The following is a 17,523-nucleotide window of genomic DNA, read 5'->3' on the forward strand; positions in this document are numbered from 1 at the left end:
ATTTACTGATGATAATTGGGATGATGGTGATTTAAAAGAAATTTCATCAAATTATGAGTTTATATGGATTGATTCTACCCATAAAAGAATTATTGGTAAGGATTGTGATAAAATATGTAAATATTTTAAATAGGATGTGTTTGGAATGAACAAAAATTTAGGTGTGTGTTTTTATGGATTTGAAGGTGGAACACGGACATATTTGAAATAATATCGCTATAATTTTGTATAAATTCTAAAGAAAAATCTCTGGATTCCATTAGAAGAATTTGCAATAAAGAAGATTCAAATAACAAAGCAAAAATTGAATATAGAAAAAAGAAAAAAATTAATTGAAAAAACTTGCAAACCCAAAAAATTCAATAGATATTAAGTAAAGAAAAGAAAATTAACATAATTTTAGATAATACAAAAATACATAAAGCTAAAATGGTCTTAAAGGCAGCGAAAAGATTAAATATAAATTTAATTTTTTTAAGTCCATATCCACCATATTTAAGTCCAATTGAAGATGTATGTAGAGTAATTAAAAAAATAATATATAAAACAATTCTATAATAATGTAAAAGACTTAATTAAATTGTTTGAAGATAAATATTATGAAATAATTAACTCAAAAACATTTTATGAAAATTGACTATACCAATTTAGTATTAACTTTTAGAGAAAAACTACAAATATGAACTTTTTATTTACTTATTCTTAATATACATAAAACAGTCATCATCATGAGAATTAATGACACCTATTGCCTGTAGATAAGAATAGATTATAGTTGGCCCTATAAACTTCATCCCTCTTTTTTTTAAATCATGAGATAAATCCTCAGATAAGGGAGAGCTTGTTTTATTGTTTTCATAAATAACCTCATCTGGTATAAAAGTCTTTAGATAATTATGGAAACTACCAAACTCCTTTTGAATCTCTTTGAAAACCTTCCCATTATTTATACTAGCTGATATTTTCAATTTATTTCTGATGATATCTTGATTGTTTTCTAGCTCTTCAACTTTTTTATCATTGTAAGATACTACCTTATCAATATCGAAATTATCATAAGCCTGTCTAAAAGCTTCTCTTTTGTTAAGAACAGTTTCCCATGAAAGACCTGCCTGAAATGATTCTAAAACTAACATTTCAAACAGATATCTCTCATCAAAGTTTAAAACACCCCACTCTTCATCATGATATTTTACATACAAGCCATTATCTAAATTACACCAAGAACATCTCTTTTTTCCATCATTAACTGACATATTTAAACTCCAAAAATTAATTACTCAAATTAGTTAAACTATCTAATAAAGATTTACTTATTGCATATTCTCTTTTATAATTTATTAAATTATTTGTTATTGTTTTTGAAAATCTCATAATTGCATATTCATCATATGAAAACTTAATATTATTATATTTTACATCCATTAAAATAAGTTGTCGAGGATTTGTTAATTTAATAACTGGTTTTTTACTAAATTTAGGATGTAGAAAATTATCAATATCCTTTAAATCCAAATTTCCATAATTTACATCTAAAATTACACGGATAATCTTTCGAACCATATTCCATAAGAAATTTTCACCGAAAATATCAATAAAAATAGGTCCACCTGAAAAATCTTCACAATTATTTAATATATCCAAGTCATCATCAACCATATTTTCTAATATTAAACTTGAATATTTGTTGTTAGAAAAATTATTATTGGAAATATTAACTTGAATGTTTTGAATGGTTCGTATCGTATTATCTGCACCTTTATTTGTAAAATTTGAAAAATCATATGTGCCTATAAACTTTTTTGAAGTCTTTTCTAAAAGATCCATATCTAAATTAGAGTTAAAAAGTACATATCTATACCATCTAGTATTAGCATGACGAGGATTAAAATTATCTGAAACATTAGTATATCCAAGAACTCTAATATCATCAGCCAAATTATCATTTAATTCATTGATATTAAAATCTTTATTAGATTTAAAAACCACTACATTTCCAAGACTATGTACTCCACGGTCTGTTCTTCCTGCAATCCTAAAATGTGCTTCTTTAGGATTATGAATATAATTTAACTTTTTCAAATTATAAATTAATTCTCCTACAACAGTTCTAAAATCAGGTTGGCTTTGAAAACCATAAAAATTTGAACCTATATATCCTAACTTTAATGCAATATGAGTCATAATAACCAATCATTAAATTGAAATTGATTAAAAATATGAATTATTAAATATAGTCTTGGACATTAAAAATCTAATTTATAAACAGGGATTTTATATAAAGGTTTCTAATTTTTTTGTCCAGAACTATATCTAAAAATATCTATTTAATATTTGTAAATTATTTAATAAATATTATTTTAAATTATATTAAGGTACTTTCAAAAACTTTGTGATAATTGTTATTTTCTATTTTTTTATCTTACAATGATTAAGGTTTAATAAGTGTAAATATACCTATAGAACTTTTATTTTTCTATTAGCTAAATAATATTTAATTTCACTTATAGTAAATTACTAAACTTTTATTATATTTGCTTATAAATGATTTATAATAAAAATTTGGTAAACAACTATAATCTATTAAGTTATCAATTTTTAAATTAAAAATAAATAATAAATGACGGAAATTTTTGTGAGTGTAAATAATAAAAATTTAAATCACTTAAGTTTTTGAAGTGAATATATTAAATTATATTCTTAAAATATTATAAACAATATTAAAGAAAAAAAATTTAAAGTTTATTAGAATAATAATATTAAATTATTTAAAAAAATAAATATTAATAATATTAATTTATTTAAAAAAATAAAATTAAATAGTATCTAATTTTTTCATAAATAAGAAATTAGAAAAGGAAAAAAGATTATGAAAAATAAAGTATTTTCAATAAAAAAAGATTATGCTCCTCAAGACTATTTGACAATTTCAACAAAGTCTAATATCCAATCAGAAAATACCATAAGTTATTTCTCTCTTGGTAAAAATACAGATATTAGTGCAGAATCTTATTCAAAACATGTGATTTTAATAGGAAATGGAGGAATTGGAGAGATCAATATTGAAGGAGAGATGAATACTTTAAAAAAAGATGAAATCATATTTATTTTAAAAAATACTAAATATGGAATATCCACAAAAGAAGGATTTGTATTTAGTGAAATAATATTAGACAAGGAGAAATACAATATGAATGAACTTATAAAAGCAGGAGAAGTTTTCAAACTAGGAAATCTAATTTCATACCAAGAAGGTAGTATAGTAAATTTAGATGTAATATCAAATGAAAGCTTTAAATTTGTAATAATGGCTTTTGATGAAGGTACCGGATTATCTGAGCATGCTGCACCTGGTGAGGCAATAATTTTTGCTCTTGAAGGTAAAGGAATTATTGGTTATGAAAAAGAAGAACATCCAATAAGTGCTGGAGAAAACTTCCACTTTGCAAAAGGTGGAATGCATACTGTTAAAGCAGATGGTAAATTTAAAATGGGATTACTACTTGTTCTAAAATAAGCATTATTTATTAAAAAAAATCTGATTATTTTAATTTTTAAATTACATAAATTTTTAAAATTTTATATTTATCAATTGTTTTACATGGAGTTTTTAAAATAATTAAAATTTAAAAATAGAACATAAAATGAACTTAAATTTAATAACTATTCATAATATTTATAAATAAAATTAAACTAAAATATTCAATATTAAATAAGTATACTATTTTTTTAAATAAGTTCTCTTTTTAAAATAATTTAAAACTTAAATAAAATTTATTTAATGTTTAATATATAAATTTAATCATTACAATACTGTAATTTTATTATAATAATTCTTATTTAAATATAAATTTCAAAAGTTAAATGGAGAGGTTTTACATTAAAACAAAAATGGACAAATTTTTATATGGTGTAAAAAAAGGATTTCCAATTGTTTTTGGATATATTCCAATGGGAATTGGATATTCAGCTATAGCGATAAAAGCTGGATTAAATCCTTTTGAAACAGTTGGCATGTCTATCTTTGTTTATGCTGGTGCTGGTCAGATTATGGCAGTATCTATGTTAGCTCAAGGAGCAACAATTATAAATATTGTCCTAACTAGTTTTGTTATAAACTTCAGATATTTTATTATGAACACAGTTGTTTTCAACAAAGTTACAGAATCAAATACAAAACTAAATATTTTATCCAGCCATTTTGTAGTTGATGAATGTTTTGCACTATTTTCACTAATGGAAGAATCATCAATTTGGACCTATCTAGGAGTAAGTGTTATCCCCTACCTTTCATGGGTTTTAGGAGCTGCTATTGGAGTATTTGTATTGAATTTATTACCAGTGATAGTTACAAATAGTTTTAATATTTCTTTATATGCATTGTTTGTTGCAATTTTAATACCTAATCTTAAAAAAAGCAAAACTATTACTATAACAGTTATAATTACAGGAATATTAAATTTTATTTTACAATACTTCCTAAGTAATTGGTCACTGATTGTTGCAACAATTATCGGTGCTATAATTGGAACATATATTGTAGATGATAAGGACCTTAATCTTGAAGTTGAAAAAGAGCTTTTAAATAAGAAAAAAAGAGGAGAGGATATTTATGAATAATATTCTGATTTTAATAATATTATGTGCAATTGTAACATTTATTCCTCGACTTATTCCTGCAATCTTTGTAAATAAGCTTGATTTTGGACCAAAATCTACAAAATTCTTAAATCTACTACCATATACAGCACTTACTGCTTTAATATGTCCCGGTGTTCTAACTGTAGATACTCAGATTTGGTATGTTGGTCTTGTAGGTGCAATTGTAGCAGGAACTTTATCCTGGAAAAAGGTTCCATTAGGTGCAATTGTTATTATTACAGTTATTGCTTTAATAATATTCTATACTATAATTGACATTTTACATATAATCTAATTAATATCAAATAAAATTAATATATTGAGTAATCATAAAATTAAATAAATAATAGGACAAATAAAACCTAAAAAAATTAAATTAAAATAAATAGAAGAAAAAAGATAAAGTAAAACCTAAAATACTAAATAAAATAAATAAAATAAAATAAAAAAAATAAAATAAAATCTAAGATACAAAAATAGATAAATAGAATAAAAAAAATTAAATAAAAAATAAAAGATTTAATCATTTAATAAAACTCTATCAGGAGCAGTATATAAATTAAATCTATCATTTCTTACAAAACCCACCATAGTTATATTAGCTTCATCTGCAATAAGATAACCAGATCCTGCTGGTGCAGCATTTGATATAACAATTGGAATTTTAACTCTAACGAATTTTATAATCATATCTGCAGGCATTCTTCCACTATAACAAATATAAGAATGAGTCAAATCATAATTTTTACGTGCTGCAGCACCAATTACCTTATCTACAGCTACATGACGGCTCACATCTTCACGTATAATAACTTCATCACCATAAATCAATTGTGCCACATGTACACTTCCTGTTTCTTTCCATATTTTAGCATTATCAGTTAATACTGCCATATTATTAATAATATCATTTGCCTTTATTTTTAAATCGGAAAAAACAGGTTCAATTGTCTTAAGTTCACTTCTCCACCCACCAGCACTATCTGACATTAAACTTTCATAGATAATCCCTTGATTATCCTCACCTTCTGTAGTTGAAATATTAGTTTTAACCTTATGATTATATTTTGTTTTTAAAAAAATAGCATTATCTTTAATTTGAATTGATACTACATCATCCATCCCTTTAATTAATCCTTCACCTAAAGCATAACCTATACAAAAATCTTCCAAATCTTTAGGATATGTGGAAAACTTTCTCACTTGTAACTCGTCAATATAGATAAAAATGTTTTCGTCTTTAACTGTTTTTTCTAATACTTTCTCAAATTCTCCATTTTGCCATCTGATAGCCGGAATTTTTTTAATATAATCCATAAAAAACACCAATATATAAATTTAATAAAGTGAATTTTTTAATAATTAAATTTTTTTAATAAATTGAATTTTTTTTAATAAAGTGAAATTTTGAAAAAAAATGAATTTTTTATTTGAATAAATATATTAGATTATTAAATTTTATACTTAATTAATTTAATTAGAAAACCCATATTTAGTAAGTAGAAAAATTGATTTATAGAATATAATAAAAAAATTTAAAAAAAACTTAATAAATATAAAATAAATTTAAATATAGAAAATAGTTTTAAATAAATAACTCTAATAAAATATTAAAAAATAGTAAAAATAAAAATAAATCTTATAACAATAATACTAATAAATAAATTAAATATCATAAATTAGGTTTGAAAATATGGAAATAATTATACAGATTATATTACTTCTTATTGGATTTGTTCTTTTAATTAAAGGAGCAGATATTTTTGTAGATGGTGCAAGTAATATTGCATATCACTTTAAAATATCTACAGTAGTAGTTGGATTAACAATAGTGGCATTTGGTACTAGTGCACCTGAAGCTGCAGTATCCATTACATCAGCTCTTGCAGGAAACAGCTCACTTTATATGGGAAATATTATTGGAAGTAATATTTTCAATATACTGGCCGTAATTGGTATCTGTGCACTTATTGCCAATATGAGTGTCGATAAAATCTTAATTAAAAGAGATTTCCCTTTTACCCTAATTTCAAGCCTTGGACTACTTCTAACAGCATGTCTTTTTAGAGAGATTAATAGACTATTTGGTTTAATATTTTTAATACTTGTAATAGTTTATGTATATTATACAGTTAAACAATCTAAAAATGACCAATCATCAGATGATATTGTTGAAGCAAAACTATCAGTTGCTAAAGCTATACTTTTTATTGTCATTGGTTTAATTGGAGTTATTATTGGATCTGATTTGGTTGTAAATTCATCAAGTTTTATTGCATCACAATTTGGTTTAAGTGATGCATTAATTGGACTGACGATTGTAGCAATAGGTACTTCATTACCTGAACTTGTAACATCCATTACTGCACTTAAAAAGGGCAAACATGGCATGGTAATTGGAAATGTTCTAGGATCATGTATTTTTAATATCCTATTTATTACAGGTATAACTAGTGTAATATTACCAACACATATTGAAACTAAAATGATTTTTGATATTTTTATTATGAGCCTAATAATCATACTTGGATCAATATTTGCTACAACTAAAGAAGAAATAGATAGAAAAGAAGGTCTTGTCCTAGTTATACTATTTATAATTTATATGGTGTATATTATAATTAGGAATTAGCTAATTTGATTAAGTAAATAATTGATTATATATAAAAACAGAATAAAATAAATTAATAAACAATCAACTAAAAGATTTAAAATAAAGAAAAAAATAGTATTAATCCATTAATTATGGATTAATAAAACATCAGTATCAACAATTGAAACAATTTTTTCTGCAACACTTCCAATTAAAAGTTTATGTAATCCGCTTTTACCAGAAGATGAAATTACAATTAAATCAACATCCTCTTCATTGGCAATTTTTTTAATAGATTCTGCAGGAAAACCAGATACAACCTTAGTTTTAACCTTTACTCCAACATCCCCTATTTCAGCTTTCATTTTCTCAACATTATCTCTAGCTTCTTTCATAACTTTTTGATTTAATGCACGCACATGCATTTTATTTTGAAATTGGTATGGTTTAATCTTAGTTGCAACCGAAACCACTAAAAGCTCTCCATCATCATCCAATACATTTAACGCTCTTGGTATTTCCTGATTTGCATAATCAGAACCATCTGTAGGTAATAAAATTTTTTTATACATCATATCCCTTCAACTAAATTTTTAATAAAATTTAAATGAGAATCAATTATTATGTTAAAATATATTATTAATTAAATTATTGATTTTGAAATAAATAAATATATCTTTTTAATTTTATTATAATAATAATTATTAAATTCATTTTTTCTTAAAAAAAAAATATTTTAAAACTAAAAAAAAGGAGACAGTTATCAAATAAAATACATTACTTTTAAAATTAAAGAAAATTAAATAAAAAAAAATAAAATTTATAAAAAGGAAAAAATTAGAAAACAAGTAATATACTATTCTTCTAATTCAACACCCCTTTTACCTGCTAATCTTCCAAGGAAGATAGTTACAACAACAGCAATAATAGTTACAACAATTGCATAAGTAAATAGGCCTACAAGTGCATTACCTGCTGTGAAAAACTGAGCAATTAATTTTCAATTGCAGTGTTCCATGCTAAAGCAGCAACTAATCCAAATGCAGTTGTTAATAATGTAATAATAGTTTTTAAAACTTCTCCACCTATTTTAGTCATTTTTTTTTACTGCTCAATTTAATTTATATAAAAAAAATTTTAAATAAAAAACTAATTAAAAATTTATAAAATCAACCAAATACTTATAAAAATTTATTTAACTAATTTTAAATAATTAGTCAATATTTAGTTTATTAAATTAGATATAAATTAATTAGTCAATGCTAAATATTCATTTTAAAAAAAATAGAATAATTAAAAAATAGAATTAAATAAAATAAAAATGAATTAAAAAAAATAAATTTTTAAAAAACTACCCACTAAGGACAATATACTTAAAAAAAATTAATTGGTTTTTTCAAATTCATTATTAATGTAATATACCAAAAAAAATTAATTGGTTTTTTCAAATTCATTATTAATGTAATATACCATTATAGTTGCAGCTGTTAAATCTGCAGTGGTACCTGGATTTAGATGATTATCATAAAGATAGTTGTCAAACTCATGAAGATATTCTTCAAAATTTTCTAAGTCCTTGTATTTTAATAAATCCCTTGTTTTAACTGATACTTCACTTGCAACTTCATCATTATATTTACGAGAAATTAAAGTATCTGGAACCTTTTGTAAAATTTCAAGAAAAGTCAATACACCAGATTTATTAAGTGAATTATTTACACGAAGTTCACTATATATTGGATATGAAAACTCAAATATTATAGGCATTTTACTTGTCAATTCACTTGCCAAATCATCCCATGGAGCAGATATTTTTAAAACATCCCACAAAGTCTGATTATTTTTTATAAGTTCTTCTTTTGCCTTATCACTGGTTACATCATATTCATCTTGATCTCCCATTCCACCTGCTGAGGCAATATTAATAGCATCATATAAATAAATTGCATCTTCAACAGTAGATACAGCCATAATCTTACCAATATTATCTCTAAGCTCTTCCATATTATTACTAATAGCTGCAGCTGCACCAATAGGAAATGTCATCATTACAATTCCAAGATTAGTATTGTTTTCAATCCACTCATTAGTTTCCGTAACTGCATCATAAACAGCTTTTCCAATTTGAATTTTTGATAAATCATCTTTATTTTCAATAGTTCTTTTAGATAAATGTCGAAGATGATCTCCAATAACAATTCCACTTATTAAAAAATCTTCAAAAACCATATCGTCATAGTCACGGGTCCTATGTACATTCCCTGGTTTTGGATAACCACTAACTTCTAATACAGATGCAATCTGAACAATTTTACCTATCATTTCTGGATTTAACATAGTTTTCCTCCAAATTATAAATTATCAAGCAAATATGGTGTAAAATAGCTTATAATTAAATCAGAACCTGCTCTTTTAATTGAAAGTAAAGATTCCATTATGGACTCTTCGTTTAAATAACCTTTTTCAATAGCTGCCATAATCATAGAATATTCTCCACTTACATTATAGCTGACAAGAGGAAGTGAAAATTCTTCTTTAATCGTTTTAATAATATCAAGATAGGAGAGTGCAGGTTTAACCATTAACATATCCGCCCCTTCAATTACATCCAACTCACATTCACGCACAGCTTCACGACTATTTGCAGGATCCATCTGATAAGATTTTCTATTACCCTGACCAGGAGTTGAACAAGCTGCATCCCTAAATGGAGCATAGAATGAAGAAGCATATTTAGCAGAATATGATAAAATCAATACATCAGAAAAACCTGCATCATCCAGACCTTTTCGAATTGCTTGAATTCTCCCATCCATCATGTCAGAAGGTGCGATAACATCAGCACCTGCTTTAGCTTGTGAGATTGCAGTTTTTACAAGGTATTTTAATGAGGAATCATTTAAAATCTTTATACCGTCATCAGTATCATCATAAATATCATCCTCAACATAGGTTTTAATCAAACCACAGTGGCCATGAGAAGTATATTCACACAAACATACATCTGCCATAACTATAAGATTAGTTTCTTTTTTTAAGGTCCTTATTGCATTTTGAACTATACCATTATCATCAAATGCAGGAGAACCTATTTTATCTTTTGTCTCTTCTTTTGGAATTCCAAAAAGTATTATGGATTTAAGACCTTTAGCTTCTAACTCTTTTGCATACTCTACACCATCTTCAATAGAATATCTAAATTGTCCAGGCATGGTGGAAATCTCTTCTTTTTCACCTTTTTCAAGCCCCTCTTTAAAGTAAATAGGATAAATTAAATCTTCCTTATTTAATTTATTTTCTCTTACCATATCACGCATATTTGAATTTTTTCTAAGTCTCCTCATTCTAACTACTGGATAGTCCATATTAACACCTTACGCATCATAAAAATAAAATTTTATGAAAAATTATTATGAAATTAATAAAAAATTGGTCAATAATTTCAAGTGTAAATTATATATTATTTTATAAATTTTTAAGAATATTTAAAGTTTAATTTCTAATAATATATCATTCAATATATTAAATTTAATTTTTAAACCTATCATAATGTTAAATAAGAAAATAAAAGAAAATTTTATTTAACAAAATAAATGAACACTTATAACTTATAATATTCTGCTTAGTCTAATAAATATTAGTATAAAATATAATATTTATAAATAAATCCTTTAAAAACTCTAATAGCTAATAAAATATAATATTAAAATGAAAATAATTAATATCATATTATAAATTGAAACATTATTAAATTTTAAAGAAGAAATTAAAAACCAATATTATATATTAATCCAATAAATTTATAGTTTATTAAAATTTATAAAGCATATATTTTATTACTATTTATAAATATAAAATAAATATATATTATAATACTTAATTAAACCAATAGAAATTTGATAAATATTGAGGTATATTATGTTAGATAACTTTTTTAAATTTAGTGCTAGAAATACCGATATAAAAACAGAATTCGTGGCTGGTTTAACTACATTCTTTGCAATGTCATATATTTTAGGAGTTAATCCTGATTTACTTGCAAATGCAAATATGCCTTTAAATGGAGTATATTTTTCCACGGCCCTTGCTACAGCCATATCTTGTATAATAATGGGACTATTATCTAATTATCCTCTCGGTATTGCTCCAGGTATGGGAGTAAATGCATTGTTTGCAATTACTGTTGTAAAAACAATGGGATACAGTTGGAAAGCAGCTCTTGCAGCAGTATTATTAACTACAATACTCTTTTTTATAATTACCATAAGTGGTTTAAGAATAAAAATTATAAAAGCTATACCCGATGTTTTACATTTAGCAATGGGTGCAGGTATTGGATTTTTCCTAGCATTTATCGGTATAAAAAATGCAGGAATAATTATAAGCAACTCAACAAATATTGTTGGTCTATCTTCTTTAACTTCTCCAGCTCCGCTTTTAGCCTTACTTGGTATTGTAATAACATTAATATTATATATTAGAAAAATACCTGGAAGTATATTTTTAGGATTATTAATTACCTCAATCATTGGTTTAATTTTTACATCAATAGGATTTGGTGTTAACTCACCTATACAAATGCCAACAATACCTTCCCATTATATTTTTCTTAATTTTGACACCTCTACCGTATTTGCATTTATTTCTGGATTTAAAGAGTTATTTTCAGGGAACATAAACCAATTAATTATGGTTATTTTTTCATTCATCTTTTTCATATTCTTTGATACTACCGGAACATTTATTGTGCTAGGTAAACAAGGAGATTTTCCTAAAGACGAAAAAGGAGAATATGAAGGAACAGATAAAGGATTTTTAGGAATAGCTATAAGTAATATTATTGGAGTCATTTTAGGTACTAGTCCTTTAATTACATATATTGAAAGTTCAGCAGGAGTTGGTGCTGGAGGTAGAACAGGTTTATCTACTATTTTTACAGGTATCTTCTTTTTAATATCAATGATTTTTGCCCCAACAATACTAAGTTTATTCACTCCATCTGTCACTGCAGCTGCTCTTGTAGTTGTAGGTATACTGATGATAGGGCAACTTAAAGAAATTGATTGGGATGACTTTATTTCCCTTGCCACAGTATTTACAACAATTAATATGATGCTTTTAACCTCCTCAATTATATTAGGTATTGCATTTGGATTTATAATATATACTATTACATCCATTGCATCTGGTAAAGCTAAAGAATTACATAAGATAGGGTGGATATTAACTATAGTCTTTATTTATTACATATTATTCGGAATTAAATAAAATATTTATGTATATATAATCTAAATAACTTTATAAAATAAAAATAAATATAAACACAATAATAATTTTCATTGAAAATAAAAAAAAGGTAAAAAAATGTCTAATATTAGTGGAAAAATATTTACAACAACTAGTTTTGGTACAAGTCATGGAAAAGCCATAGGTGCAATAGTAGACGGATGCCCTGCTAACCTTGATTTAAATGAAAAGGACATACAAAAAGAATTGGATAAACGTAAACCTGGAACAAGTAAAATTACAAGTCCCCGTAAAGAATCAGATGAACTAGAAATATTATCCGGCTTGTTCAATGGAAAAACAGATGGTACACCAATATGTTGTGTAGTTTATAATAAAAACCAAAATTCTAGAGACTATGAAAGTATAAAGAATACTCCTCGCCCAGGACACGGAGACTTTGGATGGATAAAAAAATTTGGCAATTATAATTATAATGGTGGCGGCCGTGGAAGTGGAAGAGTAACAATTGGTCATGTAATTGGTGGTGCAATATCTAAAAAATTATTATATGAAACTTATAATATTAAAGTAATTTCCCATGTAGTGCAGATTGGAGATATTATAGGAAAAAGTGTAGATATTAATGAAATTGAAGAAAAATCTCAATTAAATGATGTTAGATGTTGTGATAAGGAAGCTTCTAAAGCTATGGAAGAATTAATACTTGAAAAAAAAGCTGAAGGCGATTCTGTTGGAGGTATTGTAGAGACAATTGCAGTAAATGTACCTGCTGGAATTGGTGAACCTGTTTTTGGAAAACTTGATGGAGATATTTCAAAAGCATTAATGGAAATAGGAGCTGTAAAAGGTGTAGAAATTGGTTTAGGCTTTGATGTTGCAACTGCATCTGCATCTGAAATTAATGACGAATTTTTCTATAAAAATAATAAAATTTATACTAAAACAAATAATTCTGGAGGCATACTTGGAGGAATATCCAATGGGATGCCTATAGTTACAAGAATTGCAGTTAAACCTACACCATCAATATCTAAAAATCAAAACACAATTGACTTATCAAATGGTGAAAACTGTACGATCAATATTGAAGGTCGACATGACCCATGTATTTGTCCAAGAATAACTGCAGTAAGCGAATCAACAATAGCTATGGTTTTAGCAGATCATATGATACGGTCTGGATTCATACACCCTAATGATTTAGATAAAATGAAGAAATAGCTACATAGCTAATTGATTATAGTAAATTACTAAACTTTTATTATACTTGCTTATAAATGATTTATAATAAAAATTTGTTAAACAACTATAAATAAAAAAAATAGTTTTTAGAATAAATTTCATTTATTCTAATAATTTATTAAAAAATATACTTTAATTTTAAAATAATGGTATTAATTAGAATTTAAAATAATATTACTATTTAGGATTCATTGATTTTACTTCATTAACAAATCCTGTAAGAACTTCTTTTGAAAATCCTTCTATAAATTTAATAGAACCTGCAACTTCATGTCCTCCACCATCAATACCTGCATTAGGAAGAGTTTCTATTAAATTAATAATAATTTGATTAATATCGAAACCATAATCTTTATTAACTGTCTCTGTTGCCCTTATAACACCAAAATCAGGACCATGGCCTAAAGTTACTACAGGTTTATCAGTTCCTATATCCTTTGAAAGTTTATCATGTACAAAACCACATGTTTTACCCGGTGCAGGGAAAGTAAATTTATGAGTATATTTTTCAACATCAATAACATTTAAATAAATACCATTTTCAAATAATGTTTGATTTACATTAGGTAATGCTGCTTTAAGTTGAGTGTCAACACGCTTCTCATACTCTTTATATAATGCATTAATCATAGCCTCATGCATATCCTGGTTATCAACATTAAGTATAGTATCAATAATGCCTCTACCATTCATAAACCTTAAGAAGTATGCTTCAAAATCAGTACATTCTGCAATTTTTCTAAGTTTATCCTTACTGTAACCTAAATCTTCTGCTATTTTAATATACTGATCTACCTCATCACATTCTGCATGATCACCTGTAACTGCAATTGCAGGAAGATGTTTAATCAAATCTTTAACTTCAGGGTTTATTAAACATGCAACTTCACTTGCAAGTGCACCTGCAGTAATCTGTGAATCTCCACCAACAAGATAAGGATTAACATGCATATCAACATAATCATCAACAGCTACACGACCATCAACAACATCCCCTGGAGAGTGATGATCTATAATAACAATTTCAATACCAAAAATCTTCGCCTGCATAAGTGCAACAATATCTTCCTCTGTAGAGCCATTGTCCAACATTACAAGAAGAGGTAATTTTTGGCCATGTCTATCTAAATCCTCAAGTGCAAAGGATAAATCTTTTACAACATCTTCAAGTTCATAGAATGGTGCTTTAGAAGGAGATCTTTTAAAGTAATGGTATTTAGCATCTCCATCAGGATTGTATTCTTCTATTAATGGTACAACTGCTTTTTCCATTGCAACACCAGAGCAGATACCATCTGCATCTGCATGATGTCTTAAAAGAATAGTCCGACCATCTAAAATAGCACGCCTAATTCTTTTTGCAGCATCTAACATTTTAGGTTTTAATCTATTTAAAACATCAGATTCTATTAAAAAGCTATTGAATTCAACTTCTGCCTTTTTATCTAATGCTTCATCAATTAAACGATAGAGATTATCTTTCTCATCACCAGTTAATTTTTCCATATCAGCTGCTTCAATTTGAATATCACCATCATGTTTATTAACTTCTCCAACTATCTCTACAATATCCTCAAGTTCAACTTCAGGATAAGCTCTTACACCAGCTTCTTCAAATGCAGCTACATAAGTTGTAGCTGTATCATCTGTTATAGTAAATATTGTTGGACCTGAAGTTTGCTGAATCTGTGAAGCCATACCCTGGATTTTAATAACCTTACCCATGTATTCATCATCAATTAATCCAATTGGAGTTCTTTCAATGTTTTTCTTAAGTTTTTTAAGAGTATAATGAGTAAATGATACAGGCCCTAAATCAACTTCATTCCTATGAGTTTTAACCTCAATAACCTTAACATTTATAATTTGGCCAACTTTATAACCTGATTTAGCAGTTCTCATTAAACCCCAAACCTGATTGTTTAAACTAACAAAAACTCCAAATTTTGCAACTTTTGAAATTTTACCTTGATAATAATTGTTAACCTTTAAATCACTCATTTCACATAAAGGGTCTAAAGTATAAACAATATTTTTATTTTTTTCATAAAGTATATGTTCTTCTTCTTTATCTTTTTTCTCTTTAATGATTTTCATACAATCATCACAATATTCTTTATCTGAATTTAAAATTTTTCCACATTCCCCACATACATAAATAAATCCAGTACCATCACATCTTAGACAATGATCTTTAACTTCCACTTGTCCCTTTCCATTACATACTTCACATGGAACATCTTCATCAGCATCTAAGTCAAATTTTTCTTTAGCACGATTATTTACACCTTTAAAGTGGTCTCCTAATTCGATGGTATCTTGATAACCTATTCCACCGCAGGCATCGCAATCCTTATAATCTACTACAATAGTCCCTTTACCTTTACAATTTGGACATTCTTTTTTCATTTTCTCCACTCAAAATAATAATCTTTAATTAAATAAATGTTTTAAATTATTCCACTACTCAATAGAATTATATTTTACTATAAAGTAGTGTTTTCAAATTTTTCAGGATTATCTTTCACTAAATTTGCTCTTTGATATTGGTAATTTAAAGCATCACTCATTGCATATCCTGCCTTATAAATATAATCATTACCACTACTTACATATCCTCCTTTAAGTGCAATAGTTGCATTTAATAAAAGAGTAGACGCATTTTGTTTATATTCTAATTCTTGAGAAGTAAGATTAAGATATGTAGCATAAATTTGATTATTTAAACGAAAATCATCGTGGTCTAAACGATTTAAAATATCTCTTGCCCTTTGAAATGACTGAACTGAATTTGTAAGTTCATTTGCAGCACTATCATAATTTTCATTATTTAAATCAATTACCGCTTTATTATAGCTTTCATCACCATCGATAATTTCTTTATTTAAATCCTTAATAGACTGGTTTACACCATTCATAGTAGTAGTGATAAAACCAAATGCAAGAACTCCTATAAGAATAATAGAACAAACAATTAAAAAATTTTTTTTCATGATTATCCATTTTTTCAAATTTTATCAAATCTAACAATATAATTATTTATTAACAATTCATATTATAGTTTATGATAAAATGAATTTGAAATATATTAAAAGAAAAATTATAATGGTGCTTTAAAATTATAAAATTTAAAAAAATCTAAAAAAAAGTAAAATCAATCATTGATTATATGTTTAAATAATTATAAAAATTAAAAATGCATAAAAAAAGAAAATTGATAAATTAAACTAAAAAGTGATAAAAATAATAAATTAATAATAAAAAAAAATAATAAAAATTAATTAGAAACTAATTAATTATTGTGATGGCCAAAGACCATGTACATTACAATATGCGCAAGCTTTAAAATCAGCTACTTCACCATCTACTTTAAATATAGCTTTTGGCTCATCACCTGGTTTTAAATTTGCTCTATAAACTTGTTCACCATCAGTTAAAATAATAAAATTAATGAAATGATCATCATCCATAGGGTGTGGAATTTCACCAAGTTTTACACTAATTCCACCATCAACTTTTTCAATGATTGGAATATGTTTTGCTCCACCTTCTTCTTTAACTTCAGGAGTTAATAATGCCATTTCTTCATTACAGCAAACTAAAGTTCCTGCACCTGCATTAGCAATTTCAACTACATTTCCACATGTAAAACATTTATAAATTTGATTAATTTCAACCATATTATCACTTCCAAAAAATAAATAATATATTCTTTAATAAAAATTTATATTAAGTTGAATATATAAGTTTTTATAAAATGAATAAAATTTAAAAATATTTAATAAAACCATTAAAGT

Annotated in this window: 18 protein-coding genes; 7 read left to right on the forward strand and 11 right to left on the reverse strand. The window is 25.7% G+C overall.

Features of this window, described 5'->3' with window-relative positions; all coding sequences use genetic code 11:
* Window positions 1-387 precede the first annotated feature (387 nt).
* A complete protein-coding gene (locus tag QZ146_RS08845) occupies window positions 388-558 on the forward strand; it encodes a transposase (RefSeq protein ID WP_365316554.1) in 171 nt (56 codons plus the stop codon).
* A gap of 134 nt (window positions 559-692) precedes the next feature.
* On the opposite strand, the gene QZ146_RS03995 is transcribed toward QZ146_RS08845, so the two are convergent.
* Window positions 693-1,256: a DNA-3-methyladenine glycosylase I gene (locus QZ146_RS03995; protein WP_295722368.1), complete on the reverse strand. Its 564-nt coding sequence runs from the start codon at window positions 1,254-1,256 to the stop codon at window positions 693-695.
* A gap of 16 nt (window positions 1,257-1,272) precedes the next feature.
* A complete protein-coding gene (gene truA / locus QZ146_RS04000; RefSeq protein ID WP_295722369.1) occupies window positions 1,273-2,184 on the reverse strand; it encodes a tRNA pseudouridine(38-40) synthase TruA in 912 nt (303 codons plus the stop codon).
* Window positions 2,185-2,869: 685 nt separating this feature from the next.
* Between truA and QZ146_RS04005 the strand changes: the two genes are divergently transcribed.
* From QZ146_RS04005 to QZ146_RS04015, 3 genes are all read left to right on the forward strand, one after another.
* On the forward strand, window positions 2,870-3,517 hold the full coding sequence (locus QZ146_RS04005; RefSeq protein WP_295722370.1) for a cupin domain-containing protein: 648 nt from the start codon (window positions 2,870-2,872) through the stop codon (window positions 3,515-3,517).
* A gap of 374 nt (window positions 3,518-3,891) precedes the next feature.
* Window positions 3,892-4,620: an AzlC family ABC transporter permease gene (locus QZ146_RS04010; protein WP_295722371.1), complete on the forward strand. Its 729-nt coding sequence runs from the start codon at window positions 3,892-3,894 to the stop codon at window positions 4,618-4,620.
* A complete protein-coding gene (locus tag QZ146_RS04015) occupies window positions 4,613-4,936 on the forward strand; it encodes an AzlD domain-containing protein (protein WP_295722372.1) in 324 nt (107 codons plus the stop codon). The genes QZ146_RS04010 and QZ146_RS04015 overlap by 8 nt, the downstream gene beginning before the upstream one ends.
* A 224-nt stretch (window positions 4,937-5,160) precedes the next feature.
* Here QZ146_RS04015 and fdhD read toward each other — a convergent pair whose 3' ends face one another.
* Entirely contained in the window at window positions 5,161-5,958 is a 798-nt protein-coding gene (gene fdhD, locus QZ146_RS04020) for a formate dehydrogenase accessory sulfurtransferase FdhD (protein WP_295722373.1), read from the reverse strand.
* A 376-nt stretch (window positions 5,959-6,334) separates the two neighbouring features.
* On the opposite strand from fdhD, the gene QZ146_RS04025 reads away from it, so the two are divergent.
* Window positions 6,335-7,273 (forward strand): calcium/sodium antiporter, encoded by a 939-nt coding sequence (locus QZ146_RS04025; RefSeq protein ID WP_295722374.1) that lies wholly within the window; start codon window positions 6,335-6,337, stop codon window positions 7,271-7,273.
* 107 nt (window positions 7,274-7,380) lie between these two features.
* Here QZ146_RS04025 and QZ146_RS04030 read toward each other — a convergent pair whose 3' ends face one another.
* From QZ146_RS04030 to hemB, 5 genes are all read right to left on the reverse strand, one after another.
* Complete coding sequence (locus QZ146_RS04030; protein ID WP_295722375.1) at window positions 7,381-7,806, reverse strand: universal stress protein; 426 nt, start codon at window positions 7,804-7,806, stop codon at window positions 7,381-7,383.
* Window positions 7,807-8,090: 284 nt separating this feature from the next.
* Window positions 8,091-8,228 (reverse strand): DUF5654 family protein, encoded by a 138-nt coding sequence (locus tag QZ146_RS08850; RefSeq protein WP_365316556.1) that lies wholly within the window; start codon window positions 8,226-8,228, stop codon window positions 8,091-8,093.
* On the reverse strand, window positions 8,228-8,332 hold the full coding sequence (locus tag QZ146_RS04035) for a DUF5654 family protein (protein WP_295722377.1): 105 nt from the start codon (window positions 8,330-8,332) through the stop codon (window positions 8,228-8,230). Before QZ146_RS04035 ends, QZ146_RS08850 begins: the two co-directional genes overlap by 1 nt.
* Window positions 8,333-8,665: 333 nt before the next feature.
* Window positions 8,666-9,571 carry a triphosphoribosyl-dephospho-CoA synthase gene (locus QZ146_RS04040; RefSeq protein WP_295722378.1) on the reverse strand — a complete coding sequence of 302 codons (906 nt, stop codon included), beginning with the start codon at window positions 9,569-9,571 and terminating at the stop codon, window positions 8,666-8,668.
* 14 nt (window positions 9,572-9,585) lie between these two features.
* On the reverse strand, window positions 9,586-10,599 hold the full coding sequence (gene hemB, locus QZ146_RS04045; protein ID WP_295722379.1) for a porphobilinogen synthase: 1,014 nt from the start codon (window positions 10,597-10,599) through the stop codon (window positions 9,586-9,588).
* A gap of 553 nt (window positions 10,600-11,152) precedes the next feature.
* On the opposite strand from hemB, the gene QZ146_RS04050 reads away from it, so the two are divergent.
* Both QZ146_RS04050 and aroC read left to right on the forward strand, forming a co-directional pair.
* The gene (locus tag QZ146_RS04050) at window positions 11,153-12,502 is read left to right on the forward strand and encodes an NCS2 family permease (RefSeq protein WP_295722380.1); all 1,350 of its coding nucleotides are present in this window, start codon (window positions 11,153-11,155) and stop codon (window positions 12,500-12,502) included.
* Window positions 12,503-12,598: 96 nt separating this feature from the next.
* Window positions 12,599-13,705, forward strand: a complete 1,107-nt coding sequence (gene aroC / locus QZ146_RS04055; protein ID WP_295722381.1) for a chorismate synthase — start codon at window positions 12,599-12,601, stop codon at window positions 13,703-13,705.
* A 198-nt stretch (window positions 13,706-13,903) separates the two neighbouring features.
* Here the strand turns inward: aroC and QZ146_RS04060 are convergent, their stop codons facing one another.
* The 3 genes from QZ146_RS04060 to QZ146_RS04070 all read right to left on the reverse strand — a co-directional run bounded on the left by QZ146_RS04060 (window position 13,904) and on the right by QZ146_RS04070 (window position 17,406).
* Window positions 13,904-16,135 (reverse strand): DHH family phosphoesterase, encoded by a 2,232-nt coding sequence (locus QZ146_RS04060; protein WP_295722382.1) that lies wholly within the window; start codon window positions 16,133-16,135, stop codon window positions 13,904-13,906.
* A 77-nt stretch (window positions 16,136-16,212) separates the two neighbouring features.
* Entirely contained in the window at window positions 16,213-16,719 is a 507-nt protein-coding gene (locus QZ146_RS04065; protein WP_295722383.1) for a hypothetical protein, read from the reverse strand.
* 303 nt (window positions 16,720-17,022) lie between these two features.
* A complete protein-coding gene (locus QZ146_RS04070; protein WP_295722384.1) occupies window positions 17,023-17,406 on the reverse strand; it encodes a desulfoferrodoxin in 384 nt (127 codons plus the stop codon).
* Between the last annotated feature and the right edge of the window lie 117 nt (window positions 17,407-17,523).

Source organism: uncultured Methanobrevibacter sp., from assembly GCF_905235195.1.
Classification (GTDB): Archaea; Methanobacteriota; Methanobacteria; order Methanobacteriales; family Methanobacteriaceae; genus Methanarmilla.